Origin of the sequence: Bradyrhizobium sp. LHD-71 (genome assembly GCF_031157255.1) — a bacterium.
Lineage (GTDB): Bacteria > Pseudomonadota > Alphaproteobacteria > Rhizobiales > Xanthobacteraceae > P52-10.
Genome location: NZ_JAVIFX010000037.1, coordinates 20,741 through 45,875 on the forward strand (window position 1 = coordinate 20,741; position 25,135 = coordinate 45,875).

Genomic DNA, 25,135 nt, shown 5'->3' on the forward strand with positions numbered 1-25,135 from the left:
GTTGCCGCAAAGCTATCTGAACGTTAGAAGCGGGACACCATCCTTACAGCTTTGGTTGCGTGCCGGACTTTTCAACCCTTGAAGGGGGCCGGGCGCGGGCCTAATGGGGTTTCATCGCCAGGACGCCAGCATGACCGCGACGCCGCTTGCCACCGGACGCGACGAGCGTTCCGTCCGCCTCGCCGGCATCGGCCTGATGCTGGCGGGCGTATGCCTGTTCTCATTCGGCGATGCACTGGGCAAACTGCTGGTCGCGACCTATTCTGTCGGCCAGTTGTTGATGCTGCGAGCGCTGGCGGCGCTGCTGCTGGTGGCGCCGTTTGTCTGGCGCGCCCGCGCCGAATTCGCGAGGATGCCGCGCCCCGGCATGCAGCTCCTGCGCGTGACGCTGTCCGCCGGCGAGGTCGCGGCCTTCTTCGCGGCCACGATCTATCTGCCGCTGGCCGATGTGATCACCTTCTATATGGCGGGTCCGATCTTCGTCACCGCGCTGTCGGCCGTGCTGCTCGGCGAGAAGGTCGGATGGCGACGCTGGACCGCGGTTGCAGTCGGCTTCTGCGGCGTCCTGATCGCGCTGAAGCCATCGGCGCAGACCGTGAGCTGGCCGGCGCTGATCGCGCTCGGCGGCAGTCTCGCCTTCGCCGGGTTGATGGTTGTGACACGCTCCGTGCGCGGCACGTCCGACATCGTGCTGGCCTCGAGCCAGTTCGCCGCGGCGCTGGTCTTGGGCGCGGTGATGGCGCCATTCGGCTGGGTGACGCCTGCGGCCGGCGATCTCGGATTGTTCGCACTGGCGGCCTGCATCGCCGTGGCGGCACTGCTCTGCGTCAACCGTTCGCTCAAGCTCGCGCCGGCGAGCGTCGTCGTGCCGTATCAGTACACCATGATCATCTGGGCCGGGATCTTCGGCTACCTCGTGTTCAACGACGTGCCTTCGACCAACATCATCGTCGGCGCGGCCGTGATCATCGGCGCGGGCTTCTATATCTTTCTGCGCGAACGAAGGTTCGCCGCGGCCGAGGCGCCGCCCGCCATGCCGCCGGCCTGAAATCCTGTGCGTGGAAGCGCGGTGTTGACGTGCGGGAAATCGCCCCCGCGCGGCTTGGAAAACAGCATCGTCTCGCCGTCGCGGACGAATCCGACCTTCTCCTGCACCCGCAGCGAGGCTGCATTCTCCGTAAAGGCGCCCGAGTAGAGCGTTTCGGCATCAGTGATCTTGAAAAGGTGCTGAGCGAAGGCGCCGAGGGTTTCGCTCATGTAGCCGTGTCCCCAGAACGGCTCGCCGATCCAGTAGCCGATATTCGGGCCCGGGCCGCGCTGCAGGGCATTTGCCTTGCGCAGACGCACGCCGATCATGCCGATGAACCTGCCGTCCTTGGTGATGGCGAGCACGTCCTCGTTCAGCTCGGGCGAACACGCGATGACCTGGCTGACGAACCATTCGGCGTCGTTCGCCGTGTACGGCCAGGGCGGCGACGACAGGAAGCGCACCACATTCCAGTTGTTGAACAGCGCGAACAGGGGCGCCGCGTCGTCCGGTCGGAGCGGCCGCAGCAGCAGGCGCTTCGTTGAAAGCGTGCAACTGTCGTCGAGCAGTTTCATTCGATGTCTCCCCCGTAACGATAATTGACCTCTATGTGAGCTGGATCGAGTTGCCGCGTGCAGGTATTCGCCTTAACCTGCTCGCAAAGAGTCGGCGTCATTGAAGCCGGCCCCGTGCAAGGCTCCAGCCGCCGTCATGAGCTCCATCTCCACGCAATCGACTGCGGTGACGGTCGCCCGCTCGACGGTCACGGCCGGCATCCTGTTCATGTTGGCGAGCATCACGCTCTACTCCTGCCTTGATGCGCTGGCGAAGTGGACCGTGACGATGTACGCCGCGGCGCAGTTCCTGCTGATCCGATCGACCACATCGATTGCCGTGCTGCTGCCGTTCCTCGCCCGCAACAACTTCGCAGCGCTCAGAAACGTGCCGCGCCCAGGCCTGCAGGCGGTGCGTGTGGCGCTCTCGGTGACCGAGGTGTTGCTGTTCTTGACCGCGATCTATTACCTGCCGCTCGCCGACGCCATCACCTGTTACCTGTCGGCGCCGATCCTGGTTGTTGCCTTGTCGGCGGTCTTTCTCGGCGAGCAGGTTGGCTGGCGGCGCTGGCTTGCAGTGCTGGTCGGCTTCATCGGCGTCGTCATCGCCATGCGACCGTCCACCTCGTCGCTCTCGGTCGGGGTGCTGATCGCGATCGCCGGTGCGTTCTGCTCGGCAGTGCTGATGATCGTCACGCGCGAGCTGCGCGGCACCTCGCAGACGTTTCTTGCCTTCAGCCAGATGAGCGGCACGCTGCTGTTCGGTGCGGTGGTCGCGCCGTTTCAGTGGGTCACGCCGGAGTGGACGCATGTCGGCATCTTCCTCGTCGCGGGGCTCGTCAGCGTCGGTGGTCTGCTCTGCGCCAATCGCTCGTTGTCGCTGGCACCAGCGAGCGTGCTGGCACCCTACAAGTTCACGGCGATCCTGTTTGCAGCGCTGTTCGGCTATATGGTCTTCGGCGACATCCCGCCGCTGACGACGATCATCGGGGCCGCGATCATCGTCGCCTCCGGCCTCTTCATTTTCATGCGCGAGCGCAAACTCGCCCGCCCCGAGCCGGTGGTAACGCCGCAGCCGGGCTAGTGCCTTCGGGCGTCGCGCCAGCTCTTGAGCGAGGCCCACACGCCGCGGTCGAGCCGGAAGCGGTCGATCGGCACCGACGAGCCAAGCGACAGCACGCGCCGGAGCTCGACGCCGGTCCACTGGAAGCCGCACTTCTCCAGCACGCGCCGCGAAGCCGGATTGACGACGCGGGCGCCGGCGCGAAGCTCGGTGCTGCCGAACTCCTCGAAGGCATAGTCGATCAGGGCGCGCGCGGCCTCGGTCGCATAGCCCTGGTCCCAGTGCGGGACGCCGAGCCAGTAGCCGATCTCAGGCGCAGCAACCTTGGCAAGGTCGATCCCGGCGACGCCAATCGGGTCGCCTTCGCGGGTGATCAGGAAGGTCGCGTCACGGGGCTGGGTGGCAATGGTTTCAACGAATGCTTCCGCGTCGCTCACCCCATAAGGATGGGGCAGACGCGATGTATTCTGGGCAACGCGGCGATCATTGGCGAGGCGCGCAATTGCTTTTACGTCCGCGAGCGTCGGCCTGCGCAACACAAGCCGTTCGGTCTCGAGGACGACGCGACAGCTCTCCTGCAACTCGGTGACAGGCTTCTCCAACAGCATGGTCAGGCTCCTTTGTCGGCGCTCCCCTCAGCGCCAAATCAAAAGGGGGAGCCGGTGTCCCGTCTCCCCCTTTAGAGCCTGGATGGCGCCGCCGGTTCAACGAGATCCGGCGGAACGCAATGTCTCCACCGTGTTACTCTGCCGCTGCCTCGATCGTCGGAAGTACCGACACGTAGGTACGGCCTTTGGTTTTGGTACGGAACGCGACGCGACCTTCCACCTTGGCGAACAGCGTGTGATCCGTGCCCATACCGACGTTCTCGCCGGGATGCCACGTCGTGCCGCGCTGGCGCGCAATGATGTTGCCCGGAACGACGTGTTCGCCGCCGAACGCCTTGATGCCGAGGCGCTTGCCTGCCGAGTCGCGCCCGTTGCGCGAGGAGCCGCCTGCCTTTTTGTGAGCCATTGCTCGTCTCCGAATTCGTCGTCTTAGTAACCTAATTCCTTGACGGAATCATTTCATTTCTGCGCGCGCAGCCCAGTCCTTTACAGGCTTTTTCGCGGCGGCGCTCCCCGGCAGGGCCTACTCCTCGCCGGCGTCGGCCTCAGCCTTGGCTGGCGCCTTTTCCTTCTTCGGCCGCGGGCCGATCGAGGGCGCCTTGCCGTCGGTCAGGACCTCGGTGACGCGGATCACCGTGATCTCGTCGCGATAGCCACGCTTGCGGCGCGAGTTCTTGCGCCGGCGCTTCTTGAAGGCGATTACCTTCGGGCCGCGCTTGTGATCCAGCACTTCGGCCGCAACCGATGCGCCGGCCACGGTCGGAACGCCGAGCACCGGGGCGTCGCCGCCAACGACGAGAACCTCGCCAAGCTGCACGATCGTGCCGACATCGCCGGCGATCTTGCCAATTTCAAGCACATCATCCGGAACGACGCGGTATTGCCGGCCGCCGGTTTTGATGACTGCGAACATCGTTTTTGTCCTTCGTGTTCAAATTCCGTCGCTCGGAGCGGGTCCGGCGCGGCTTCTTGTCAGTCGGTTATGGTCTGGTGTTTGGGCGGCCCATTCTTGATCGAGGGGCTCTGCCAAAACAAACGGCGCGAAAAATCCCGCGCCGGGTTGGCAGGACTTATAGCCGCCCGATACCCGGAGTCAAGGAATTCGGAGCCAAAACGGCCCTGAAATGAAAGATTTAGGCGATTCTCGTCCGCCAAGGCCGGCGATTCGGTGCCGGCAGGGGCGCTGAAACCAACGGGTTCCTTCCCCGTTGTTTGTGCTCTCGGGCGATTGAAAGGGGCAATTATGGCTGACGAACCCTCAACCGGCGGTATTGGCAGACACGGGGCAGGGCGCCTGCCGTCGGTCGATGTGGACAGCTACAATGTCGAATTGAAGGACGAGGACGGCTTTGTCGGCGATCGCGCCAGCAAGGGCGCCTTTCAGGCGATCCTCGAAGGCTGGCGCAAGCCGTTGCGCAAGTCGGGCGACGACCCTTTCGGCAACAAGTCGTCGGCGGAAATCTCGAAAAAGCAGCTGGACGAGATCCTGGCCTCCGACGATGCCGAAGCCGCCGCCGTTGTCCTCGGCGCGGTGGAGGAGTTCGCCCAGGAGCTCGCCCATGTCACGCAGCGCTTCCTGAAGACAAAGGCTTGGAAGGGCACCGAAGCGATCGTCGTCGGTGGCGGCTTTCGTCTCAGCCGCATCGGCGAAATCGCAATCGCCCGGGCGAATATCATCCTGAAGTCAGAGGGTGAGAAGATCGACCTCTTTCCGATCCGCCATCATCCGGATGAAGCCGGCCTGATCGGCTGCCTGCATATCGCTCCGTCGTGGATCTTCGAGGCCTATGATTCGATCCTGGCCGTCGATATCGGCGGCACCAACATCCGCTGCGGCGTGGTCGAGCCGAGACAGGACAAGTCAGCTGATCTGTCGAAAGCGCGGGTCTGGCGCTCGCAACTCTGGAAGCATGCCAACGGCGAGCCGACCCGCGAAAGCGCGGTGAAGAAGCTCGCGAAGATGCTGAAGGAGCTGATCAAGGAGGCGGAAAGCGAAGGTCTCAAGCTCGCGCCTTTCATCGGCGTGGCCTGCCCGGGCGTGATCGACGCTGACGGCAGCATCGAGAAAGGCGCGCAGAACCTTCCCGGCAACTGGGAGAGCAGCAAGTTCAACCTGCCCACCGCGCTCATCGAGGCCATCCCTGAGATCGGCGGTCACGACACCGCGGTGCTGATGCACAATGACGGCGTGGCGCAAGGCTTGAGCGAGGTGCCATTCATGCAGGACTTCAAGCGCTGGGGCGTGCTCACGATCGGCACCGGGCTCGGCAATGCACGCTTCACCATGCGCAAGGACAAGGCGAAGGCCAAGGATGAAAAGGAGGAGGAGAAGGCCTGACGGGCTGAGGCGGCGCGCCAGCGCCTCGCATAGGCACTTTCAAGCGGTCGAACTCACTGCTATGCGGTTGTCTGGCTGAGACACTGATGCCGGAATGCCACCTCGATGCGCGCAACGCTGATCGGCCTGACAGCGATCCTGATGTGGTCGCTGCTCGCAGCGCTGACGGTGGCGACCGGGCGCATACCGCCATTCCAGCTGGCAGCCATCACATTCGCCATCGGCGCGTGCGTCGGTCCACTGACCTGGACCGTGCGTGGGGAAGGATTGAGCGCGTTGCGGCAGCCGATGGTCGCCTGGCTCGTCGGCGTCGGTGGCCTGTTCGGCTATCACGCATTGTATTTCCTGTCGCTGCGGCACGCGCCGCCGGCGGAAGCCGGGCTCGTCAACTACCTCTGGCCGCTGTTGATCGTCTTGTTCTCCGCGTTCCTGCCCGGTGAACGGCTCGCGCCGCATCACATCATTGGTGCGCTGCTCGGGCTTGCGGGCACGGTCATGCTGTTTGCGGGACGCGGCGTGTCGGGATTCGAATGGCAGCACGCGCCGGGGTTCCTGGCCGCGTTCATCGCGGCCTTCCTCTGGGCGATCTATTCGGTGGCCTCACGGCGGCTGAAGCATGTGCCGACCGATGCAGTGGCAGGCTTTTGCGCGATGACGGCGCTGCTCGCGGCCGTATGTCACCTGATGCTGGAAACGACCGTCTGGCCGGAGACGCCCGGCCAATGGCTGGCCGTGCTGGCGCTCGGCATCGGCCCGGTGGGAGCAGCATTCTACGCCTGGGATGTCGGCATGAAGCGCGGCGACATCCGCGTCATCGGCGCTGCGTCCTACGCGACGCCGCTGCTGTCGACCGGCTTTCTGATCCTCGCCGGTTTTGCGGAGGCCACCGCTACGCTCGCACTCGCCGCACTGCTGATCGCCGGCGGCGGCCTGATTGCCGCAAAGGACATGTTCCGCATCAAGCGGGACTAAACGCGAGCCGCGGGACGATACAGCGCCTCCGGAATCTCGGCGAGCTCGGAGCGCTGCAGCTTGCCTGGCGCGAGGCCATAGAACTGCTGAAAGCTCATGATCAGCGGCCGCCATTTGTCCGGGTCGACACGGTTCTCCTCGCCCTCCATCATGACGCGCGGGTCGAGGTGGATGCGGGTGATGTTGACCTCGATCGCCGCCAGATGCCCGCGTATCATGGCATCATCCTGCGCGACGCGATGCAGGCCCTCGACCTTCGCCTCGAGATGCACCGGACACTCGGCAGCGCGCGGAGCCGCGACCGTCTCGCCAGCAAGCGGGGTCAGGCCGGCGATGCCGAACTTGTCCTTCTCGTAGCGATAGCCACGCTTGATCTTGTTGGCAGGAACAGGATTGGAGCCGGTCGTGCGCGCAAGCTTGTCGACTGCGGCCACCATGTCTGCAGACGGAAGGTTGAGAACGCATTCGCCGGTGCGCAGCATGTTCTCGGTGGTCTTCGACTTCGTGCCGAGCCCCAGCATGCAGCGCCAGCCGAGCCACCACGCCGAAGACATCGGCGCGAGATTATAGGAGCCGTCCTCGTTGGTCGTGCCGATCAGAACCACCGGCGTTCCGAAGTAGAGGATGGCCGGCTCCGCAACCTGGTGCGTCGGCATCGGTCTGGAGGAATTGTCGACGACGATGTGCATTGCTGGCTCCATTCATTGCTGTTGGAGCCAACGTAGTGAGCGCTGCATGCCTGACCCACCCGAATCCCGACAAGATGGCGGTTCGGGTTAGGGAACGAAATCCGGCGCCGCCAGCTCAAAACCCGCGAAATCAAATCCGGGCGCGACCGTGCAGCCGACGAGCGTCCAATCGCCGGTGCTGTGTGCCGCCTGCCAGGCATGCGCCGGCACCACCGCTTGCGGCGTTTCGCCTGCGGCGAGGCCCGGCCCCAGCCGGACCGAACGGCGCTGCCCGCTATCGACGATTTCGAGCGCGAGCGCAGCGCCTGCGTAATGATGCCAGATCTCGACCGCGTCGATGCGGTGCCAGTGCGAGCGTTCACCACGCGCGAGCAGGAAAAAAATGGCAGTCGAAGCCGCACGTCCCTGCGTGTCCGTGCGCGGATCGCGAAACGTCTCGCGATAGTGGCCGCCTTCCGGATGTGGCTTCAGTTCGAGCCGCGCGACGATGTCGGCCGCCGTCAGCAAGGCAGCCATCAGGATCGGTTCTTTCGCTCGCGGATCTCACCGAACACGTCGGCGGCGCTCTTGCCGGACATGCCGAGGTGCGCTGCGACCGACGGCTCGTCGGCACGCAGGAACACGTTGGCCGTCTTCTCTTCGCCGAGCAGCGTCGGGATGGTCGGCTGGTTGGCCGCGCGTTGCCGTGCAACCTCGTCGGCACGCGTCTTCAGCGCGGCATTGTCAGGCTCGATGCCGAGCGCGAACTTCACATTCGCGGCAGTGTATTCGTGGCCGCAATAGAGGCGTGTGTCGTCGGGGAGCGCCCGCAGCTTCAGGAGCGATTCCCACATCATCGGGTAGGTGCCCTCGAACACCCGCCCACATCCGATCGAGAACAGCGTATCCGCGGCGAACAGTGCTTTCTCGGCGTCGAACATGTACGAGATATGGTCGAGTGTGTGTCCCGGCGTCTCCAGCACGCGCGCCGACAGCGTGCCGACCTTCACGGTGTCGCCTTCCTTCACGCGCAGATCGACATCGGCGATCGCCTTGGCCTTGTCGTTCGGCGCAACAACGCGGCATTTGTATTTCTGCTTCAGCTCGGCGACGCCGCCGACGTGGTCGCCATGGTGATGCGTCACCAGAATGTCGGTCAGCTTCCAGCCTTCCTTCTCCAGCGTGGCGATGACGGGAGCCGCTTCCGGCGCATCGATCGACGCCGTGGCCTTCGTTGCCGGATCGTGAATGAGGTAGCCGTAATTATCGTTGAGGCAGGGAAAGATGCGGATTTCTGCGGCCATTGGTCGTTCCATTCTATGTACGCAGCCAATGCTAGCATGTTGCGGAGCGCGACGAAATGCGGTGTTAACGCCGTATCGCGGGCGCTCGTGATCCATCGCAGCAACATGATATGGTCGCCCTATGACTATCGACGTGATCGATCTGCGTAACTTCTACTCGACGCGGCTTGGCATTGTGACGCGCCGGCTGATCAATCGCGGCATTCGCGCGCGCTGGCCGAACGCGTCCGCGCAGCGGGTGGTCGGTGTCGGTTACTGCACGCCGTATCTCGGCCTGTTTCGCGAGGATGCGGAACGCTGCCTTGCATTCATGCCGGCAGCGCAGGGCGTGATGAAATGGCCGACGGCACGGCCGACGCTCGCTGCTCTGGTTGACGAGTTCGAGCTGCCGCTGCCGGATGCGTCGGTCGACCGGATGCTGCTCGTGCATGCGCTCGAAGTCTCCGACGATCCTGCCGAGCTGCTGCGCGAGATGTGGCGCGTGCTGACGCCGAGCGGGCGCATGATCGTCGTCCTGCCCAACCGCCGCGGGCCGTGGGCGCGGGCGGACAGCACGCCATTCGGGCACGGCCGCCCATATTCGCGTTCGCAACTGACGCAGCTGTTGCGCGAGACATGGTTTACGCCCGCCGCATGGAGTGAAGCGTTGCACATGCCGCCGATCAACTACGGTTGGTTTCTGCGTTCGGCGATGGCGTGGGAGCGGTTCGGCGCGGCGATCGCCTCACCGTTTGCAGGCGTACACATCGTCGAGGCGACCAAGCAGGTCTATCGGCCGATCGCGGCGCGTCGCGAGCGACGCAGGCTCATTCCGACGATGGAGCCGGTGCTGGTGCCGACAACATCGCCACGTGATCAAAATTGAGCCGCGAAGCGGTATCGCTCGCGGCTCAATCCAATTCAACGCTTAAATGGTGTTAGCTTTAAGCTACTCGCCCGCTGGTCCCTGGCCGAAGCCGTCGGGTGCCGGCTGCGGGCCTCCACCTTCAGGACGAGGGCCGTGATGGCGTCGGCGGCGGCGATGCTGGAAGCGATCGCCGCGTTCGCTGCGTTCACCGCCTTCTAAGCCGCCGGTGGGCTGCGGCTGGCTGCCCGTGATGAACGAGGGCAGGCGGTCGACATCGCCGTCATTTCCCTGCGTCTGCGGCTGCGGTCGATTCTCTCGAAACTGCGGTTCGCGCTGATAGGGCTGTTCGCGCGGCGGATAAGGCTGCTGTTGCGGTTGCGGCGCGAAACCAGGCTCGGCGCCGAAAGCGGAGAACTCGCCGTCGCTCTCTTCGCCCGTGTCCTCGCGAACGTCACCATCCGGCCGCTGTTGCTGATATTGCTGCGGCTGGTTCTGCCGGAATTGCTCCTGAGCCGCGGCGATGATGCGGAAGTAATGCTCGGCGTGCTGGTAATAGTTCTCCGCTGCCACCGGATCGCCCGAGCCTTGCGCGTCGCGCGCGAGCTGCACGTATTTCTCTGCAAGATGCGAAGCCGTGCCGCGGATCTTGATCTCCGGACCGTTCGATTCGTAGACCCGGGTCATCGGGTTCTGGCCACGCCGGTTGTTATTACCGCTGTGGCTGTGACCGCCGCCGCCGCGGTTCCGCATACGCTTGTTTTGACCGTTTCTCATGTCGCGCTTCTCATAACCCCGGATGTTGTCGAACTTTCAATATTTCTCCGCCGGCGGAAACAGGCCCGCCGTCGTTCTCACCAAGTCTTCTTCACCAAAGCCTTCAATCGATAACTCGTGCGGCCCTATCGGCGCGTTATCTCTGCCGCGCATGCCAACAGGCACGCCGGTCAAGGTGTCGTTGATGCTCAAAGCGTCGTCGTGAGTTCTCGCCGCAAAATCAGGCTTTCATTCGTTCCCGGTCATCGCAGTCGCGCAGCGCTTTCAGCCATCGCGTCCAATGTGACCTGCCCTTGGGTAGCCGCTTGATCGTCGGGCCTGCTCCTTTTGAGTGCCGCTTTCAGCATCTCCACCCGCAGCGTCTGCGAGGCTAGCGGCCCGGAACCGATCTCTGACGGGAAGCTAATCGCTCTTGGCGGATAATCCAAGGGGTATTTTCGTGTTTTTTAGGAGCCGTCAGCTGACCGGTTTGCGGCCCCAGACAACGCGTGGAATTCCGGCCAGATCCGGCCGATGTGGCCTGATTGTGTGGAGGCCTGAAAGCTGCATCAGCTCCGCGACTTCGTCAGCCTGTCCCTTGCCGACCTCAAGCGCAAATGCGCCGCCCGGCTCGAGCAGACTTGCAATGTCACGCGCCATCGCGCGATAGGCAACGAGTCCGTCGCTGCCGCCGTCGAGCGCGCGACGTGGATCGTAGTCGCGTACCTCGCGCGCCAACGTCGCGATGTCGGCACGGACGATGTAAGGCGGATTCGAGACAATGAGATCAAACGGGCCTGCAAGCTTCTCGCAGTAATCGGATTCGATGAACGTCGCGCGGGCACCGATGCCGAGTTGTTCGGCGTTGGCGGTCGCCGTGCGCAGTGCGCCGGGGCTGATGTCGGTGCCGATGCCGATTGCGCTTGGCAGCTCGTGCAACAACGCCAAGAGGATCGCGCCGGACCCGGTGCCGATATCGGCGATGCGCAAGGGCTCGATCGGCTCGCCCGCAGACCGAACGAGTTCGAGGGCCGCTTCCACCACGGTCTCGGTATCGGCGCGCGGCACCAGCGTGTCGGCGGAGAGCGAAAGCCGCAAGCCCCAGAATTCCTTCTCGCCTAGAATGCGCGCGATCGGTTCGTACTTCAGGTGGCGTTCGGCGAATGTTGACAGCGCGCGCCGTTCGTCGTTCGTCAGCAGCCGTTGTGCCGCCACCGTCATGCCGGTCAGGTCAAGCCGGGTGACGGCACCGACGAGCATGCGCGCGTCGAGATCGGGTGAATCGAGATCTGCGGCCTTGAATCGGCGTGTCAGTTCGCGACGCGCCGCTTCGATCGACAAGCCAGCAAGATGGTCGTCGCTCATGCCGCCGCACCTTCGGCTGCAAGCAGGGCCGCCTGATGCTCGGTTGTCAACGCATCGATGAGCTCATGCAGCGCCTCGCCCGAGATCACCTGCGGCAGCTTGTAGAGCGTCAGGTTGATGCGATGGTCGGTGACGCGTCCTTGCGGAAAATTGTAGGTGCGGATGCGCTCGGAACGGTCGCCGGAGCCAACCTGGCCGCGCCGCTCGGCCGAACGCTCCTGATCGCGACGCTGCTTTTCGGCGTCGTAGAGTCGCGCCCGCAACAGCGCCATCGCCTTGGCGCGATTGCGGTGCTGAGACCGATCATCCTGCATGCTGACGACGATGCCGCTCGGCAGGTGGGTGATGCGGATCGCCGATTCGGTCTTGTTGACATGCTGGCCGCCGGCGCCTTGCGAACGCATCGTCTCGATCTTCAACTCCGACTCGTTGATCTCGACGTCGACGTCCTCAGCTTCTGGTAGCACTGCAACAGTTGCGGCCGACGTATGAATGCGGCCAGAGGCTTCGGTGTCCGGAACGCGCTGCACGCGGTGCACACCGGACTCGAATTTCAGCTTCGCATAGGCGCCGCGGCCTTCGATCGCTGCGATGATTTCCTTGAAGCCGCCGACAGTCCCTTCGCTGGCGGAGATGACCTCGACCTTCCATCCCCGAAGCGCGGCGAAGCGCTCGTACATGCGGAACAGGTCGCCGGCGAACAACGAGGCTTCGTCGCCGCCCGTACCGGCGCGAATCTCGAGCACCACGCTGCGCTCGTCCATGGCGTCCTTCGGAAGCAGCGCAACGCGAATCTGCTGCTCGAGCGCGACACGCTTTTGCTCGAGCGTGGGGCGCTCGCCTTCCGCGAGCTGGCGCATCTCGTCATCGGTCGACGGGTCAGCGATCAGCGCGTCGATATCCTTGATTTCCATCTGCGCCGAACGATAGGCCTTAACCGCATCGACGACGGGTGTGAGCTCCGACAATTCCCGTGTCGCGCGCACATAGGTCTCGGCGTTGACCTGTCCGAGCAGTTCAGCCTCGAGCGTCGCGTGACGCGCCAGCAGGATGTCGAGTTTGACGTTGGGGAGCATGACAATAATCTAGACGGCGTGGGTCAAAGCGAAAGGCCTTCGGCCTCGGCAAAATCCTTCAGCTTGTCGCGGATGGATACGCTGCCGGACGGCGCGTCGAGCAGCGGCTGCATGACGGCGGTTGCCCTTGCGATGTCGAGGTCGAGGATCAGGGCCTTCACCGGGCCATGCGCGGTTGCCGACAGCGACAGGGACCGATAGCCCATCGCGAGCAATGCCAGCGCGCCAAGCGGCTGCGACGCCATCTCACCGCACAGCGAGATCGGCACCTTGGCCGCGTTCGCCTTTGCGGCGATGTCGCGTAGCGCGCGCAAGATCGGCGCCGAATGCGAATCGAAGCGCTCCGAGACGCGGCTGTTGCCGCGGTCGACCGCGAACATGAACTGGAACAGATCGTTCGACCCGACCGAGAGGAAGTCGACCCGCGTCAGCAGCTCGTCGAGCTGGTAGAGCAGGGCCGGCACTTCGACCATGGTGCCGATATCTACACGTTCGGGCAAACTATGCCCATGTTGGCGGAGGTAAGTGAGCTCGCGTTCGACCATGACCTTTGCCTGATCGAATTCGTCGACCACGCTGACCATCGGGAACATGATCTTCAAGGCGCGTCCGCCACCGGCGCGCAGCAGCGCCCGAATCTGGCTGCGCAGCAGGCCCGGCCGGTCCAGGCCGAGGCGGATGGCGCGCCAGCCGAGCGCCGGGTTTTCCTCCGTGATCGTCTCCATATACGGCAGCGCCTTGTCGCCGCCGATATCGAGCGTGCGGAACGTCACCGGCTTGTCGCCGGCCGCATCCAGCACCGTGCGATAGAGCGAGAGCTGGTCGCCGGCGCGCGGCAGGCTGTGCCCGACCATGAACTGCAGCTCGGTGCGGAACAGGCCAATGCCACTGCAGCCGGTGTCCTCGATATGCGGCAGATCGATTACGAGGCCGGCGTTCAGCAGCAATTCCACCGCCTGCCCGTCCTTGCTGACGGAAGGCTTATCACGCAGCTCGCGATACTGCGCCTGACGCCGGGCGCGGAAGCGCACGCGTTCGGCATAGGCGGATTCCACTTCCGATGACGGTCGGATGTAGATCGAGCCGGACGTGCCATCGACGATGATGGCGTCGTTCGGGTCGGCGATGCCGACGGCGTTTTCGACCTCGCCGACCGCCGGGATGCCGAGTGCACGCGCGATGATCGCCACATGCGAGTTGGCGGTGCCTTCTTCCAGCACCAGCCCGCGCAGCCGCTTGCGGTCGTAGTCGAGCAGCGCGGCCGGGCCCATCGCCCGGGCGATCAGGATCGCGTTGTCGGGCAGTTGTTCGCGCGAGGGCGCATGGTCGTGGCCCATCAGCTGGCGCATCAGCCGATGGCCAAGATCCTCCAGGTCGTGCAGCCGCTCGCGCAGGTAATGATCGGTCGAACGCAGCATTCGCGCCCGCGTGTCGGACTGCACGCGTTCCACCGCGGCTTCCGCCGTGATGCCCGTCGCTACCGCGTCCGACAGCCGCCGCGACCAGCCGTGGTCGTTGGCGAACATGCGGTAGGCCTCCAGCACGTCGCGATGCTCGCCGCCGTCAGCAACGTCGCCGCGCTCCAGCATGCGATCGAGGTCGGCCCGCAGCTTTGCCAGCGCCGTATCGAGGCGCTTCAGCTCCTTGGGCACGTCCTCGGCGATATAGTTTGTGATGACGACGCGCGGCTCATGCAGCACGACATGGCCGAGTGCGATACCTTCGGAGAGGATCGACCCCTCGAGATGGATCGAATGTCGCGCTGCGGGCTCGGCCCCGGGCTTGGCCAGCGCCGAGAGCTCGCCCGAGGCGATCATCTCCGCCATCACCATGGCGGTGGTCTGCAGCGCTTCGACTTCCTCTTCGACGTAGGTGCGGTGCGCGCGATTCTGCACGACCAGCACGCCGAGGGTGTTGCCGGCGCGCAGGATCGGCACACCCAGGAACGAGTGGTAGATTTCCTCGCCGGTCTCGGGCCGGTACGAGAATGCCGGATGGCTCTGCGCGTCGGAGAGATTCAGCGCGGTCGCTTCGCTGGCCACGAGGCCGACCAGGCCTTCGTCGGCCTTCAGCACGGTCTGGTGGACGGCCTCGCGGTTCAGACCTTCGGTGGCGTAGAGTTCCAGCGTGCCGTCATGGCGCAGCACGTAAGTGGAGCACACTTCGGCGACCATGTTGGCGGCGATCAGCACGACGATCTTGTCCAGCCGGTCCTGCGCCGAGACCTTCTCCGCCATGACCTCGCGGAGACGTCGAAGCAAGACGCGTGGTCCTCCCGATGTGCTCCGCATGTGTGGGCCCCTGACCGCAGGCTCGAGAGCCGCCGATTCCGCACCCAAGCGCGAGGCCGGCAAGCCCTAAGTTGCTAGAAACAAAAGATAATTTTTAACGCTGTGACGCCTGTTTTTGGCGCGTCACAAGACCATGCGTAAAGGATTTGGCCCCGCTTTGCCAAGCAAAACACTCGCCAAAAAGGGGTGTGTTCGGGTCCCCTTAACCTTCTCGTTACCTTCCGGCGCCGCCGTTGCCGATCTAGGCGTCGAGGCCGTAGAGGGTATGCAGGGTTCGGACCGCAAGTTCCGTATACGCTGCGTCGATCAAAAGCGAGAACTTGATCTCGGATGTGGTGATCGCGCGAATATTGATGTTCCGGGCCGACAGCGCCTTGAAAGCCTGCGCCGCAACGCCGGCGTGGCTGCGCATGCCGATGCCGATTACCGAGACCTTGGCGACGTCAGTGGCAGTGTCGAGCCGTGTATAGCCGATCGCATCCTTCGCCTTGGTGATGGTCTCCTTCGCGCGCATATAGTCTGCGGCCGGCACGGTGAACGTCAGGTCGGTGGTCGCGCCGTCTTCGGAGACGTTCTGCACGATCATGTCGACATTGATGTTGGCCTCGGCGAGCGGACCGAAGATGGCGGCGGCGACGCCCGGCTTGTCCTGCACCTGCCGCACCGAAATTTGCGCTTCGTCCTTGGAGAAGGCGATGCCGGTGACGACTTGTTGTTCCACGATTTCCTCCTCACTGCAGATCAGCGTGCCCGGCGGGTGATTCGCGTGCGCGTCGATATCTTCCGGCTTGTCGAAGCTTGAACGCACGAACACCCGCACGTTGTGCACCATGCCGAGTTCGACCGAGCGCACCTGCAAGACTTTCGCCCCTTGCGAGGCCAGCTCAAGCATCTCCTCGAATGCGACCTTCTCGAGCCGCTTCGCCTTCGGCACCACGCGGGGATCGGTGGTGTAAACGCCGTCGACGTCGGTATAGATGTCGCAGCGATCGGCGCGGATGGCGGCCGCAATCGCGACAGCCGAGGTGTCAGAGCCGCCGCGGCCGAGCGTCGTGATGCGGCCCGTGTCCTTGCTCACGCCCTGGAAGCCGGAGACGACCGCCACCTCCTTGCGTTCGGCGAAGCGCTTGATGATCTCCCCGCCGTCGATCTCGAGGATGCGCGCAGCGCCGTGCGCGTCGGATGTTCTGATCGGGATCTGCCAGCCCTGCCATGAGCGGGCCTGGATGCCGACCGCCTGCAGCGCGATCGCCAGCAGGCCCGACGTCACCTGTTCACCGGACGCGACCACGGCATCGTATTCTCGCGCGTCGTGCAGCGGCGACGCTTCCGCCGCCCAGCCGACCAGCTCGTTGGTCTTGCCGGACATGGCGGAGACCACGACGGCCACCTCGTGGCCGGCGTCGACCTCGCGCTTCACATGCTGCGCAACGTTGCGTATGCGCTCGATACTGGCGACGGACGTTCCGCCGAATTTCATCACGAGACGGCTCATGACGTGCGCCGCGATCTCCGAATTCTGTCTGATTGCTGCATGCCGTGCAAAAACCGAGAGCACGGGTGCCAAAAGGCGCGTATACATACCGACGGGGTGCAAGGACCGCAACCGGTTCCGCCCGCTTTCGGCATCCCATCCGGAGGTCCAGCGGACGGTCCCCCTATGGCCGAACACGTAAGGAAGACGAGGGCCTGATGGGGCGCTACATCGAGGAAATCCTGCAGCCCGACGAAAAGGTGCTTTATTCCACCACCATCCACTGGATCGTCTATCTGCCCGGGATCCTGACCTGGATCGCGGCGATTTTCTTCTTCGCGCTCCAGCGCGGCGCGGTGAGCGACGGGGCCAATGTGGTCTGGATCGCGCTGTCCGGCCTCCTGGCGCTGATCGCGGCCTACTGGACGCTCCGCGCCTGGTTCCGGCGCTGGACCAACGAAACGGACGTTACGAACAGGCGGGTCGTGCACAAGGAAGGTTTCATCCAGCGCCAGACTTTCGAGATGAATCTCGACAAGGTCGAAAGTGTCGATGTCCGGCAATCGATTCCTGCCCGCATCTTCGGCTATGGCGATATCACGATCCGTGGCGTCGGCGAGGGGGACAAGGACATCAAAATGATTGCGTCGCCGCTGCAGTTCCGCAATCACATCACGGCGCGATAGCCGACATCGAAACCAACATGCCGATGCAAACCAACGTCTCCCCTTCGACCGTCGATCCTGCGGAGGTCGCACGCTTTTCAAAGCTGTCGGACGAATGGTGGGATCCGAACGGCAAGATGGCGCCGCTGCACAAGATCAATCCGTTGCGGATCGGCTGGATCCGCGATGCTGCCTGTCGCAAGTTCAACCGCAATCCGCGCAGCCTGGCTTCGCTCGAGGGCTTGCGCATTCTCGATATCGGTTGTGGCGCAGGTCTGCTCTCGGAGCCGCTCGCGCGTCTCGGCGCGCAGGTGATCGGAATCGACCCATCGGAGTCCAATATCGCCGCGGCGAAGATGCACGCCGCCCGGTCGAGCCTGCTGATCGATTACCGGGCAACGTCCGTCGAGGAAATGGGCAACCTCGAACGCTTCGATCTCGTGTTGGCAATGGAAGTGGTCGAACACGTCACTGACGTGGGCTTGTTTCTCGAGCGTTGTGCGGCGTTGATGAAGCCGTCCGGCATGATGGTGGTGTCGACGCTCAATCGCACGGTGAAGAGCTTTGCGCTGGCGATCGTCGGCGCCGAATACGTTCTGCGCTGGCTACCGCGCGGCACGCATCAGTGGAGCCGGTTCATCACGCCGGCTGAACTGGCTCAGCATTTGCACAAGAGCAGGCTCGAAGTCACCGAGCAAACCGGTGTCGTCTATACGCCCTTCGCCGACCGCTGGTCGTTGTCGTCCGACATGGACGTCAACTACATGGTGACGGCGGAAGCCTATTCGTGACGGACCGCGAGCGACGCGACGCCGTTTTTCGAAAGGCCTTTTCGCTTGCAATGACGGGCTGATATGCGTGGCGGAGCTTGACCCCGCGCAGAGGCGATGCTGGTAGTGCGGGAATCTTTCGGCCGCATCACATGATCAGTATTGCCTCTCTTTGGATTCCCTTTGTCGTGCTGGCCTCGCTCGGCCAGGTGGCGCGCAACGCGATGCAGCGTGAGCTGACAGCCTCGCTCGGCATGGTCGGCGCCACCCACGTACGCTTCCTGTTCGGCTTTCCGTTCGCCGTGCTCTTCTTCGCCGTGGTGATGCTGGCGGCCCGTGAGAGCGTCGCCTGGCCGTCGCTTGCCTTCTGGCTCTGGCTGGTCGTCGGGACGATGACGCAGATCGTTGCCACCGGATTGATGCTGGCGGCGATGAATGAACGGTCGTTCGTCGTCACCACCGCCTATATCAAGACCGAGCCTATCCAGGCGGCGCTGTTCGGCTTCGTCTTTCTCGGCGATCACCTGACGCTGTGGAAGCTGCTGGCGATCGTCGTTGCGACCGCAGGTGTGGTGATCACGGCCATTCGCCCCGCCGGTGACAAGGGCTTTGGCGATCTGCGGCCGACCGTGCTTGGCCTCGCCGCAGCGGCAGGCTTTGCCTTGTCGGCCGTCGGCTATCGCGGCGCGATCCTCAACGTACCCGGCGTCTCGTTCGTTACAGCGGCCTCGTTCACGCTGGTGCTCGGTTTGATGCTGCAGACGTTGTTGCTGACGGGCTACCTTCTGCTGCGTGACCGAAAAACGCTGGTCGCTCTGTTTCGCCTGTGGAGGCCGTCGATGCTTGCGGGCTTCATGGGCGCGGCCGCGTCGCAGTTCTGGTTCCTCGCCTTCGCTCTGACCAGCGTTGCCAATGTGCGGACGCTGGCGCTGATCGAGGTGCTGTTCGCGCAAGGCATCGCCTACTATTCGCTGAAGCAGAAGATCTCGGCGCGCGAGGCGCTCGGCATCGCGTTGATCGTGATCGGCGTCGGCGCGCTGATTGCCGTTCAATAGCGACGACGCTGGGTCCCGAATCCGAAGCTCGCCATCCCTCGCGGCGCCTCCGGCAACGAACGTTTTTAGAGTTCAACGCGGGTTGGCTGGGCATCCGTCGTTGCGGCGGCGTCGTTCTGGCGCAGCTCATTGAAGCGCGCCCGCGCCCGCCGTGCCACCCGATAGACAATGAGGGCACAGGTGGCGATGGCGATCACCATCATCGCCTGACCGGCGATCGACATTTTGTCGTCGAGCACAGCCGCGCGTCCGGCGGCGCCAAGGCTTACGAACAGGATGATCTGCGGGATGCAGAACACAAATGTCGCCCAGGTGAACGACCACCAGCCGACATTGGACAGGCCGAAAGCGTAATTCGTCATCGCTCCTGGGACCGGGGCGCCAAGCCGCATCAACGCCACGACACGCCAGCCTTCCTGATCGACAGCGTCCGATATGCTGCTGAGCAGCTTCCTGCGCCCGATCAGCCCCTGGACGAGATCGTGAAACAGATAGCGCGCAGTAACGAAGCCGCCCAGCGCGCCGAACGTGAAGCTCGGGATGCTGACGGGGATGGCGACGAAACCATACGCCGCGCCGGCCAGGACGCAGACAATGATGCGTGGAAGCGGGACGAATCCTGCGGCGAAGAGAATCAGGACCAGAACACCGATCGAGGGAGGTGCCTGCCCGGCGCTGACGTCAAGAAAGGCGACGATGCGATCGATCAATCGGTTGGCCGCTCAGGAGTATCGTGGTGATGTTCCAACGTTCGCAGCATGTGCATGCACCCTCGTTATGCGAAGGTTGGAGCCAGGAAAAGACATTGGTTTGAGGTGCGTCAGGAGGACGCGGCAATTCTGAACCGGGTTCCAGATCCAACCCGCGCGTACCGGACGAATTAATTTCTGTCGTCCGGCAGCACCGGCAGCGGCATCACCTCGACGCCTTCCTCGATCAGCGCCTTTGCTTCCGAGGGCGACGCATCGCCGTAGATCGGCCGGTGCTCGATTTCGCCGTAGTGCATCTTGCGGGCCTGCTCGGGAAACTGATCGCCGACATTGTCGGCGTTGGCCTTGATGTGATCGCGCAGCTCTTTCAGCTTGGCGCGCAATTCCGTCTCTTGCCCCATCATCAGCGATTCGGCGGCAGGCGTTTCGGCCGTAGCGGGCGCAGCTTCCGCGGCCGCCTTCTTCCGCGCGGCGGAGGTGTGGATCACCCTTTCTTCGCCGGCACGTTGCTCGGCAGTGCGCCCCTTACGGGGAATCTGCGGCGCCATGATCGACTTCTCGACCTTCGCGGAATCGCAGGTCGGGCAGCGGACGAGGCTGCGCTTCGCCTGCTTCTCGAAGGACGCCGAATCCTGAAACCAGCTTTCGAAAGCGTGGCCGCGATCACACTGCAACGAGTAACGGATCATGTGCGTTCCCGCACCAGATGCAGATGGCCAGTCGGACCATTCGCATCGGCAATGCTGAAGCGGCGACCGTGCTGCAGCGACGGAATCTTGCCGCGAGCGTCGGCGACCTTCGCCGGGTCGATCTTGGCGATGATGATACCCGGATCGGTGCCGCCTTCGGCGAGAATCTCACCCCACGGATCGACGATCAGTGAGTGGCCGTAGGTCAGCCGCTTGCTCTCATGAGTGCCGCCTTGCGCGGCCGCGAACACGAATGCACCGTTCTCGATCGCGCGCGACCGGAGCAGTACATGCCAGTGCGCGTCGCCAGTCGGCTTGGTGAAGGCCGACGGCATGGTGAGGAACGACGCGCCGGCCTCGGCGAGCGCGCGGTAAATCGCCGGAAAGCGCATGTCGTAACAGATCGTCAGGCCGATACGACCCCACGGCAGGTCGGCGATGGCGACCGCTTCGCCGGGCTGGTAGGTCGCCGATTCGCGATAGCTCTCGCCGTTCGCGAGGTTGACGTCGAACATGTGAATCTTGTCGTAGCGCGCGAGGATGTTTCCGTTCGGATCGATCAGGAATGCGCGATTTGCCGCGCGATCTGGTGTCGCACGAACAGCGAGCGAACCAAGATGCAGGAAGATGCCAAGTTCCTTCGCCAGCGCACGGTAGGAGTTGAGCGACTTGTCGTGATCTTCTTCGACGATCGTCTTGAACAACTGGTCGCGGTTGGCGGCCAGGATGTTGGTCATCTCCGGCGTCTGCACATAATTGGCGCCTGCGCCCGCGGCCTCGCGGATCAGTTCGCCGATCTCTTTGAGGTTTTCGTCCGGCGAGAGCTTCGTCCGTGTCTGGACCATCGCCGCGGTAAAGGTTTCATTCACGGCGTCACCGCCTCTCCGGCGAGCAGCTTGTCGAGCTTGCCCGCATCGTTCAGTTCATAGAGGTCGTCACAGCCGCCGACATGGACGCCGCGGACGAAGATCTGCGGCACAGTGGTGCGCCCGCCGGCGCGCTCGACCATTGTCTGCCGCAACGCCGGATTGCCGGACACGTCGATTTCCGTGTAGGCGACATCCTTGCGGGTGAGCAGTTGCTTCGCCATGCGGCAATAGCCGCAATAGGGCGTCGTATAGATTTCAACCTGGGCGGTCATGCGTGGTTTCCGTGGACGCAGGCGTTGGGACGCAAGCTTTCGGACACAAGCTTTGCCGCGATCCGCGTCCTTTGTCACAATTATATAGGATTTCGCGCCCCCTCTACAACTCGCGCAAAGACGAGCACATCGACGTTGGCGGCCTTCGCCCGCAGAAGCGCACGTGCGCAGGCGTCCACAGTCGCTCCCGTCGTGAGAACATCGTCCACCAGGACGATCCGGCGCCCCTCCACCTCAGCCCTGCGTTCAGGAGGGACCAGAAATGCACCCTGAACGTTGCGGGCGCGCTCGCTACGCGAAAGTCCGATCTGTTGCGGCGTTGGGCGGGTGCGCACCAGCGCGCCCCCCGTAACCGGACGGTTAACGGTGCGGCCGATGACCGTCGCGAGTGCGCCGGACTGGTTGTATCGCCGGCTCCAGCCGCGTCGCCAATGCAGCGGCACCGGCACCACGACGTCCGCACTTTCCAGAATTTCAGCTCCCGCCCGCACCATCCAGCGGCCGAGCGTCGGCGCCAGATCGACGCGGTCCTGATACTTCAGCCCGTGCACCAGCGTGCGCGCGACATCGTCATACCGCACGGCGGCCCGGGCGCGGCTGTAGGCGGGCGGATCGGCGATCGCCTCCATCGACAGGATGCCGGGTCCGGGATCATAGACGAAGGGAATGCCGAGCCGTTCGCAGAACGGCGGCGCGATGAACGAGAGCTTGGCCCAACACGCCGGGCAGACGCCGTCGCCTGTGACCTGCACGCGGCAGGCGACGCACAGCGTCGGCAATGCGATGTCGAGCGCAAGTCGTGAACTGGTCAGCAGCGCCCTTTTGCAGACCGCGAGCGCGCCGCGGAAGCGACCGGGCAGGTTCGACGGCTGTGCGTCATGGGGCGCGCGGGCATCCATGCGGGAAATGCTATCGCCGTGACGTGACTTGCTCAAGCCGCGCTTTGAGCGGGTTTGCGCTTGCGGCGCGACGCCGGAGGCTTCAGAAGCGAGCCATGATGACGGCCGATGTTCCCCGCTTGATCGACCGCGCCGCCTTGCAGGCGCGGCAAGCGCGCGCCTGCCGCGGCGGGCCGGCGACGTTCCTGCTAGACCGCGTCGCTGACGACATGCAGGAACGGCTCACGGCGGTGCTGCGCGATTTCAAGGACGTCGCCGATGTCTGGACGCCGGGAGACGGCCTTCGAGGGGCGAACACGGATCGCTTCTCGTCGCTCATCCGCATCGGGTTGTTCGACGCCGCCGACGAGGCATTGCCGCTTTCTCCGGAATCGCTCGATCTTGCGCTGTCTGCGCTCGCCCTGCAGTTCGCCAACGATCTGCCGGGCGTGCTGGCGCAGATCCGTCGCGCACTCAGACCGGACGGATTGTTTCTGGCGGCGATGCTCGGCGGCGACAGCTTGAACGAATTGCGACAATCCTTTGCGGCTGCGGAGATCGAACTCGAGGGCGGACTGTCGCCGCGCGTGCTCCCATTCGCCGACCTGCGAGATCTCGGTGCGCTGCTGCAACGCGCCGGCTTCGCGCTTCCCGTCGCGGACGTCGATCGCGTCGTGGTGCGTTACGACAACGCACTTGCGTTGATGCAGGACCTGCGCCGGATGGGTGCGACAAACGTTCTCACCGAACGGCGGCGGGCGCCACTCCGCCGTGCGACGCTCCTCAGGATGGCTCAGATCTACAGTGAGCGCTTCGCCGACCACGACGGGCGCATCCGCGCCACGTTCGATATCATCTGGCTTTCCGGCTGGGCGCCGCATGAAAGCCAGCAGAAGCCGCTGAAGCCGGGCTCGGCGAAGACGTCCCTCGAAGGCGCGGTGAAACGACGGAACCCGTAGGCGTCATTTGCGAGCGAAGCGAAGCAATCCAGTCTGAGGTTGCGGCAGATTCCGCGCTGGATGCCTGGTCGCCCATAGGCGAGCGAAGCGACGCCGTTCTTCGAACGGCTACGCCTCCAAATGACGACTACAGCAGATCTTCCAGATGCGGGATCAGCGGCAGGTCGGCCGGTGGCATCGGATAGTCACGCAGCCTGGTCGCGCGCACCCAGGCGAGTTGCTGGCCTTCGCGGGCGATAACATTGCCTTCCCAGCGCCGGCAAATATAGAGCGGCATCAGCAAGTGGAAGCTCGCATAGGCGTGGCTTGCAAAGGTCAACGGCGCGAGGCACGCCTCGCGCACGGTGATGCCAAGCTCCTCATGCAGTTCGCGAATCAGCGCGTCCTCCGGCCGTTCACCAGCGTTCAGCTTGCCGCCGGGAAACTCCCACAGCCCGGCCATCGCCTTGCCTTCGGGCCGCTGCGCGATCAGCACGCGGTTGTCAGGATCGATCAGCGCACAGGCGACGACGAGCGTGAGGTTCACGACCGATAATCGCCGTTGATCGCGACATATTCCTTGGTGAGGTCGCAGGTGAGCACACGGTCGCGACCCTTGCCAAGTCCGAGCGATATCTTGATTCGAACCTCGGGCTCTTTCATCGTCGCCGACACCTGCACTTCGTCATAAGACGGATCGCGTTCGCCCTTGGTCGCCACGCGGATGCCGTTGAAAGCGATCGAGATCTTGTCGCGATTGGCGGGCTCGCCCGCCTTGCCGATCGCCATGACGACGCGGCCCCAATTGGCGTCCTCACCGGCAATCGCCGTCTTCACCAAGGGCGAATTCGCCACCGACATCGCGATCTTGCGCGCGGACGGCTTCGAGACCGCGCCCTCGACGACGATCTCGACCAGCTTGCGCGCGCCTTCGCCGTCGCGCGCCACCTGCTCGGACAGGTCGGCCAGCACGCCATTGAACGCCTTGGTGAACGCCTTCAGCCGCGGATCGGAGGCGCGTGAAATCTTCGGAGCGCCGCGTTCGGCGGCGGCACCGGTGGCAAAGGCGAGCAGCGTATCCGACGTCGACGTGTCGCTGTCGATGGTGACGGCGTTGAATGTATCTTCGACACCGGCCTTCAGCAGCGCCTGCAGCGCCGATGCCGACAGCGGCGCGTCGGTGAACACGAACGACAGCATCGTCGCCATGTCGGGTGCGATCATGCCCGCGCCCTTGGCGATGCCGTTGATGGTCACACTGGCCTTGCCGAGCTTCACGGTGGCGGTCGCGATCTTCGGGAAGGTATCCGTCGTCATGATCGCCTTCGCGGCGTCGAGCCAATAATCGGCGCCCGCCTGGGTCGCGAGATGCTCCAGCACGCCGTCGAACTTGGTCGCATCGAGGGGCTCGCCGATGACGCCGGTCGAGGCCAGGAAAACCTCGCCGGTCTTGCAGCCTGCCGCTTTCGCGGCGATCGTCGCCGTCAACGCCGTCGAGCTGCGGCCGCTCTTGCCGGTGAAAGCGTTGGCATTGCCGGAGTTGACCACCAGGGCCCGGGCCTTGCCGGCCTTGATCTTTGCCTTGCACCACTCGACGGGGGCGCTCGCGCATTTCGATTTGGTGAACACGCCAGCGACGGTCGTGCCTTCGTCAAGCAGGGCCAGCAGCACGTCGGTGCGGTTCTTGTAGCGGATGCCGGCCTCGGCCGTCGCGAGACGCACGCCGGCGATGGCGGGTGCCTGGGCCAGGGTTTTGGGGGCGAGGGGGGAGATCGGGGTGGCCATGATGCGCTCTGTGATGGGTGGAGCGCGCTCTGTACCACTTTCTGTCATGCCTGCGGAAGCAGGAGACTTCAGCGTCATCGCCGGGCTGCCCCGTGATGACGCTGATGAGACCTAATGAAGGCACTGCGTTCCCTTATCGGGATTGCCGGGTCAAAGCCCGGCAA

At 64.1% G+C, this 25,135-nt stretch carries 29 protein-coding genes; 9 read left to right on the forward strand and 20 right to left on the reverse strand.

Annotated features, from left to right (window positions below):
• Window positions 1–130 precede the first annotated feature (130 nt).
• On the forward strand, window positions 131–1,048 hold the full coding sequence (locus RCO31_RS30330; RefSeq protein ID WP_308972065.1) for a DMT family transporter: 918 nt from the start codon (window positions 131–133) through the stop codon (window positions 1,046–1,048).
• On the opposite strand, the gene RCO31_RS30335 is transcribed toward RCO31_RS30330, so the two are convergent.
• Window positions 982–1,602 (reverse strand): GNAT family N-acetyltransferase, encoded by a 621-nt coding sequence (locus RCO31_RS30335; protein WP_308972066.1) that lies wholly within the window; start codon window positions 1,600–1,602, stop codon window positions 982–984. The two genes, RCO31_RS30330 and RCO31_RS30335, sit on opposite strands and share 67 nt — an antisense overlap.
• 136 nt (window positions 1,603–1,738) lie before the next feature.
• Between RCO31_RS30335 and RCO31_RS30340 the strand changes: the two genes are divergently transcribed.
• The gene (locus RCO31_RS30340; protein WP_308972067.1) at window positions 1,739–2,665 is read left to right on the forward strand and encodes a DMT family transporter; all 927 of its coding nucleotides are present in this window, start codon (window positions 1,739–1,741) and stop codon (window positions 2,663–2,665) included.
• Here the strand turns inward: RCO31_RS30340 and RCO31_RS30345 are convergent.
• The 3 genes from RCO31_RS30345 to rplU form a co-directional block, all read right to left on the reverse strand.
• Window positions 2,662–3,252: a GNAT family N-acetyltransferase gene (locus tag RCO31_RS30345; protein ID WP_308972068.1), complete on the reverse strand. Its 591-nt coding sequence runs from the start codon at window positions 3,250–3,252 to the stop codon at window positions 2,662–2,664. The two genes, RCO31_RS30340 and RCO31_RS30345, sit on opposite strands and share 4 nt — an antisense overlap.
• A 133-nt stretch (window positions 3,253–3,385) precedes the next feature.
• The gene (gene rpmA, locus RCO31_RS30350) at window positions 3,386–3,658 is read right to left on the reverse strand and encodes a 50S ribosomal protein L27 (protein WP_308972069.1); all 273 of its coding nucleotides are present in this window, start codon (window positions 3,656–3,658) and stop codon (window positions 3,386–3,388) included.
• Between the two features lie 117 nt (window positions 3,659–3,775).
• Window positions 3,776–4,165: a 50S ribosomal protein L21 gene (rplU, locus tag RCO31_RS30355; protein WP_308972070.1), complete on the reverse strand. Its 390-nt coding sequence runs from the start codon at window positions 4,163–4,165 to the stop codon at window positions 3,776–3,778.
• A 330-nt stretch (window positions 4,166–4,495) separates the two neighbouring features.
• Between rplU and RCO31_RS30360 the strand changes: the two genes are divergently transcribed.
• Both RCO31_RS30360 and RCO31_RS30365 read left to right on the forward strand, forming a co-directional pair.
• Window positions 4,496–5,590: an ROK family protein gene (locus RCO31_RS30360; RefSeq protein WP_308972071.1), complete on the forward strand. Its 1,095-nt coding sequence runs from the start codon at window positions 4,496–4,498 to the stop codon at window positions 5,588–5,590.
• A gap of 105 nt (window positions 5,591–5,695) precedes the next feature.
• The gene (locus RCO31_RS30365) at window positions 5,696–6,562 is read left to right on the forward strand and encodes an EamA family transporter (protein WP_308972072.1); all 867 of its coding nucleotides are present in this window, start codon (window positions 5,696–5,698) and stop codon (window positions 6,560–6,562) included.
• Here RCO31_RS30365 and RCO31_RS30370 read toward each other — a convergent pair.
• The 3 genes from RCO31_RS30370 to gloB form a co-directional block, all read right to left on the reverse strand.
• Window positions 6,559–7,251, reverse strand: a complete 693-nt coding sequence (locus RCO31_RS30370) for a flavin reductase family protein (RefSeq protein WP_308972073.1) — start codon at window positions 7,249–7,251, stop codon at window positions 6,559–6,561. The two genes, RCO31_RS30365 and RCO31_RS30370, sit on opposite strands and share 4 nt — an antisense overlap.
• Before the next feature lie 87 nt (window positions 7,252–7,338).
• On the reverse strand, window positions 7,339–7,767 hold the full coding sequence (locus RCO31_RS30375) for a cupin domain-containing protein (protein WP_308972074.1): 429 nt from the start codon (window positions 7,765–7,767) through the stop codon (window positions 7,339–7,341).
• A complete protein-coding gene (gloB, locus tag RCO31_RS30380) occupies window positions 7,767–8,534 on the reverse strand; it encodes a hydroxyacylglutathione hydrolase (protein WP_308972075.1) in 768 nt (255 codons plus the stop codon). The genes RCO31_RS30375 and gloB overlap by 1 nt, the downstream gene beginning before the upstream one ends.
• A 121-nt stretch (window positions 8,535–8,655) precedes the next feature.
• Here gloB and RCO31_RS30385 point away from each other — a divergent pair, with 121 nt between their 5' ends.
• Window positions 8,656–9,399: a methyltransferase domain-containing protein gene (locus RCO31_RS30385; protein WP_308972076.1), complete on the forward strand. Its 744-nt coding sequence runs from the start codon at window positions 8,656–8,658 to the stop codon at window positions 9,397–9,399.
• 63 nt (window positions 9,400–9,462) lie between these two features.
• On the opposite strand, the gene RCO31_RS30390 is transcribed toward RCO31_RS30385, so the two are convergent.
• The 6 genes from RCO31_RS30390 to RCO31_RS30415 form a co-directional block, all read right to left on the reverse strand.
• Window positions 9,463–10,155, reverse strand: coding sequence for a DUF4167 domain-containing protein (locus RCO31_RS30390; protein WP_308972077.1), 693 nt, complete (start codon window positions 10,153–10,155; stop codon window positions 9,463–9,465).
• A 36-nt stretch (window positions 10,156–10,191) separates the two neighbouring features.
• Complete coding sequence (locus tag RCO31_RS30395) at window positions 10,192–10,347, reverse strand: hypothetical protein (RefSeq protein ID WP_308972078.1); 156 nt, start codon at window positions 10,345–10,347, stop codon at window positions 10,192–10,194.
• 264 nt (window positions 10,348–10,611) lie between these two features.
• The gene (gene prmC, locus RCO31_RS30400) at window positions 10,612–11,499 is read right to left on the reverse strand and encodes a peptide chain release factor N(5)-glutamine methyltransferase (protein ID WP_308972079.1); all 888 of its coding nucleotides are present in this window, start codon (window positions 11,497–11,499) and stop codon (window positions 10,612–10,614) included.
• Complete coding sequence (gene prfA, locus RCO31_RS30405) at window positions 11,496–12,575, reverse strand: peptide chain release factor 1 (protein ID WP_308972080.1); 1,080 nt, start codon at window positions 12,573–12,575, stop codon at window positions 11,496–11,498. The genes prmC and prfA overlap by 4 nt, the downstream gene beginning before the upstream one ends.
• Window positions 12,576–12,598: 23 nt before the next feature.
• Window positions 12,599–14,866 carry a phosphoenolpyruvate--protein phosphotransferase gene (gene ptsP, locus RCO31_RS30410; protein ID WP_308972081.1) on the reverse strand — a complete coding sequence of 756 codons (2,268 nt, stop codon included), beginning with the start codon at window positions 14,864–14,866 and terminating at the stop codon, window positions 12,599–12,601.
• A gap of 241 nt (window positions 14,867–15,107) precedes the next feature.
• Window positions 15,108–16,361, reverse strand: coding sequence for an aspartate kinase (locus RCO31_RS30415; protein ID WP_308972082.1), 1,254 nt, complete (start codon window positions 16,359–16,361; stop codon window positions 15,108–15,110).
• Window positions 16,362–16,558: 197 nt separating this feature from the next.
• Between RCO31_RS30415 and RCO31_RS30420 the strand changes: the two genes are divergently transcribed.
• From RCO31_RS30420 to RCO31_RS30430, 3 genes are all read left to right on the forward strand, one after another.
• A complete protein-coding gene (locus RCO31_RS30420; RefSeq protein ID WP_308972083.1) occupies window positions 16,559–17,026 on the forward strand; it encodes a PH domain-containing protein in 468 nt (155 codons plus the stop codon).
• A 17-nt stretch (window positions 17,027–17,043) separates the two neighbouring features.
• The gene (gene ubiG / locus RCO31_RS30425) at window positions 17,044–17,796 is read left to right on the forward strand and encodes a bifunctional 2-polyprenyl-6-hydroxyphenol methylase/3-demethylubiquinol 3-O-methyltransferase UbiG (RefSeq protein WP_374991554.1); all 753 of its coding nucleotides are present in this window, start codon (window positions 17,044–17,046) and stop codon (window positions 17,794–17,796) included.
• A gap of 131 nt (window positions 17,797–17,927) precedes the next feature.
• Window positions 17,928–18,830 carry an EamA family transporter gene (locus RCO31_RS30430; RefSeq protein ID WP_308972084.1) on the forward strand — a complete coding sequence of 301 codons (903 nt, stop codon included), beginning with the start codon at window positions 17,928–17,930 and terminating at the stop codon, window positions 18,828–18,830.
• A gap of 65 nt (window positions 18,831–18,895) precedes the next feature.
• Here the strand turns inward: RCO31_RS30430 and RCO31_RS30435 are convergent, their stop codons facing one another.
• From RCO31_RS30435 to RCO31_RS30455, 5 genes are all read right to left on the reverse strand, one after another.
• Window positions 18,896–19,540: a VTT domain-containing protein gene (locus RCO31_RS30435; protein ID WP_308972085.1), complete on the reverse strand. Its 645-nt coding sequence runs from the start codon at window positions 19,538–19,540 to the stop codon at window positions 18,896–18,898.
• 170 nt (window positions 19,541–19,710) lie between these two features.
• Window positions 19,711–20,229 carry a DUF1178 family protein gene (locus RCO31_RS30440; protein WP_308972086.1) on the reverse strand — a complete coding sequence of 173 codons (519 nt, stop codon included), beginning with the start codon at window positions 20,227–20,229 and terminating at the stop codon, window positions 19,711–19,713.
• Window positions 20,226–21,074: a carbon-nitrogen hydrolase family protein gene (locus tag RCO31_RS30445; RefSeq protein ID WP_308972110.1), complete on the reverse strand. Its 849-nt coding sequence runs from the start codon at window positions 21,072–21,074 to the stop codon at window positions 20,226–20,228. The genes RCO31_RS30440 and RCO31_RS30445 overlap by 4 nt, the downstream gene beginning before the upstream one ends.
• Window positions 21,075–21,094: 20 nt before the next feature.
• Window positions 21,095–21,370 carry a glutaredoxin 3 gene (gene grxC / locus RCO31_RS30450; protein WP_308972087.1) on the reverse strand — a complete coding sequence of 92 codons (276 nt, stop codon included), beginning with the start codon at window positions 21,368–21,370 and terminating at the stop codon, window positions 21,095–21,097.
• An 80-nt stretch (window positions 21,371–21,450) separates the two neighbouring features.
• Window positions 21,451–22,269 (reverse strand): ComF family protein, encoded by an 819-nt coding sequence (locus RCO31_RS30455; RefSeq protein WP_308972088.1) that lies wholly within the window; start codon window positions 22,267–22,269, stop codon window positions 21,451–21,453.
• A 98-nt stretch (window positions 22,270–22,367) separates the two neighbouring features.
• Between RCO31_RS30455 and RCO31_RS30460 the strand changes: the two genes are divergently transcribed.
• Window positions 22,368–23,207 carry a methyltransferase domain-containing protein gene (locus tag RCO31_RS30460; protein ID WP_308972112.1) on the forward strand — a complete coding sequence of 280 codons (840 nt, stop codon included), beginning with the start codon at window positions 22,368–22,370 and terminating at the stop codon, window positions 23,205–23,207.
• Window positions 23,208–23,334: 127 nt separating this feature from the next.
• Here RCO31_RS30460 and mutT read toward each other — a convergent pair whose 3' ends face one another.
• Complete coding sequence (mutT, locus tag RCO31_RS30465) at window positions 23,335–23,733, reverse strand: 8-oxo-dGTP diphosphatase MutT (RefSeq protein WP_308972089.1); 399 nt, start codon at window positions 23,731–23,733, stop codon at window positions 23,335–23,337.
• Window positions 23,730–24,971, reverse strand: coding sequence for a bifunctional glutamate N-acetyltransferase/amino-acid acetyltransferase ArgJ (gene argJ / locus RCO31_RS30470; RefSeq protein WP_308972090.1), 1,242 nt, complete (start codon window positions 24,969–24,971; stop codon window positions 23,730–23,732). Before argJ ends, mutT begins: the two co-directional genes overlap by 4 nt.
• Window positions 24,972–25,135 lie beyond the last annotated feature (164 nt).

Excerpts from the sequence above, each read along its gene's own strand:
- RCO31_RS30335 (WP_308972066.1), bottom strand. The coding sequence starts at position 1,602 with ATGAAACTGCTCGACGACAGTTGCACGCTTTCAACGAAGCGCCTGCTG.
- RCO31_RS30340 (WP_308972067.1), top strand. The coding sequence starts at position 1,739 with ATGAGCTCCATCTCCACGCAATCGACTGCGGTGACGGTCGCCCGCTCG.
- RCO31_RS30460 (WP_308972112.1), top strand. The coding sequence starts at position 22,368 with ATGACGGCCGATGTTCCCCGCTTGATCGACCGCGCCGCCTTGCAGGCG.
- RCO31_RS30440 (WP_308972086.1), bottom strand. The coding sequence starts at position 20,229 with ATGATCCGTTACTCGTTGCAGTGTGATCGCGGCCACGCTTTCGAAAGC.
- RCO31_RS30390 (WP_308972077.1), bottom strand. The coding sequence starts at position 10,155 with ATGAGAAACGGTCAAAACAAGCGTATGCGGAACCGCGGCGGCGGCGGT.
- RCO31_RS30370 (WP_308972073.1), bottom strand. The coding sequence starts at position 7,251 with ATGCACATCGTCGTCGACAATTCCTCCAGACCGATGCCGACGCACCAG.
- RCO31_RS30330 (WP_308972065.1), top strand. The coding sequence starts at position 131 with ATGACCGCGACGCCGCTTGCCACCGGACGCGACGAGCGTTCCGTCCGC.
- gloB (WP_308972075.1), bottom strand. The coding sequence starts at position 8,534 with ATGGCCGCAGAAATCCGCATCTTTCCCTGCCTCAACGATAATTACGGC.
- prmC (WP_308972079.1), bottom strand. The coding sequence starts at position 11,499 with ATGAGCGACGACCATCTTGCTGGCTTGTCGATCGAAGCGGCGCGTCGC.
- RCO31_RS30420 (WP_308972083.1), top strand. The coding sequence starts at position 16,559 with ATGGGGCGCTACATCGAGGAAATCCTGCAGCCCGACGAAAAGGTGCTT.
- RCO31_RS30430 (WP_308972084.1), top strand. The coding sequence starts at position 17,928 with ATGATCAGTATTGCCTCTCTTTGGATTCCCTTTGTCGTGCTGGCCTCG.
- argJ (WP_308972090.1), bottom strand. The coding sequence starts at position 24,971 with ATGGCCACCCCGATCTCCCCCCTCGCCCCCAAAACCCTGGCCCAGGCA.
- RCO31_RS30455 (WP_308972088.1), bottom strand. The coding sequence starts at position 22,269 with ATGGATGCCCGCGCGCCCCATGACGCACAGCCGTCGAACCTGCCCGGT.
- grxC (WP_308972087.1), bottom strand. The coding sequence starts at position 21,370 with ATGACCGCCCAGGTTGAAATCTATACGACGCCCTATTGCGGCTATTGC.
- RCO31_RS30345 (WP_308972068.1), bottom strand. The coding sequence starts at position 3,252 with ATGCTGTTGGAGAAGCCTGTCACCGAGTTGCAGGAGAGCTGTCGCGTC.
- RCO31_RS30360 (WP_308972071.1), top strand. The coding sequence starts at position 4,496 with ATGGCTGACGAACCCTCAACCGGCGGTATTGGCAGACACGGGGCAGGG.
- RCO31_RS30365 (WP_308972072.1), top strand. The coding sequence starts at position 5,696 with ATGCGCGCAACGCTGATCGGCCTGACAGCGATCCTGATGTGGTCGCTG.
- RCO31_RS30415 (WP_308972082.1), bottom strand. The coding sequence starts at position 16,361 with ATGAGCCGTCTCGTGATGAAATTCGGCGGAACGTCCGTCGCCAGTATC.
- rplU (WP_308972070.1), bottom strand. The coding sequence starts at position 4,165 with ATGTTCGCAGTCATCAAAACCGGCGGCCGGCAATACCGCGTCGTTCCG.
- RCO31_RS30385 (WP_308972076.1), top strand. The coding sequence starts at position 8,656 with ATGACTATCGACGTGATCGATCTGCGTAACTTCTACTCGACGCGGCTT.
- ptsP (WP_308972081.1), bottom strand. The coding sequence starts at position 14,866 with ATGCGGAGCACATCGGGAGGACCACGCGTCTTGCTTCGACGTCTCCGC.
- rpmA (WP_308972069.1), bottom strand. The coding sequence starts at position 3,658 with ATGGCTCACAAAAAGGCAGGCGGCTCCTCGCGCAACGGGCGCGACTCG.
- ubiG (WP_374991554.1), top strand. The coding sequence starts at position 17,044 with ATGCCGATGCAAACCAACGTCTCCCCTTCGACCGTCGATCCTGCGGAG.
- RCO31_RS30375 (WP_308972074.1), bottom strand. The coding sequence starts at position 7,767 with ATGGCTGCCTTGCTGACGGCGGCCGACATCGTCGCGCGGCTCGAACTG.
- RCO31_RS30445 (WP_308972110.1), bottom strand. The coding sequence starts at position 21,074 with ATGGTCCAGACACGGACGAAGCTCTCGCCGGACGAAAACCTCAAAGAG.
- prfA (WP_308972080.1), bottom strand. The coding sequence starts at position 12,575 with ATGCTCCCCAACGTCAAACTCGACATCCTGCTGGCGCGTCACGCGACG.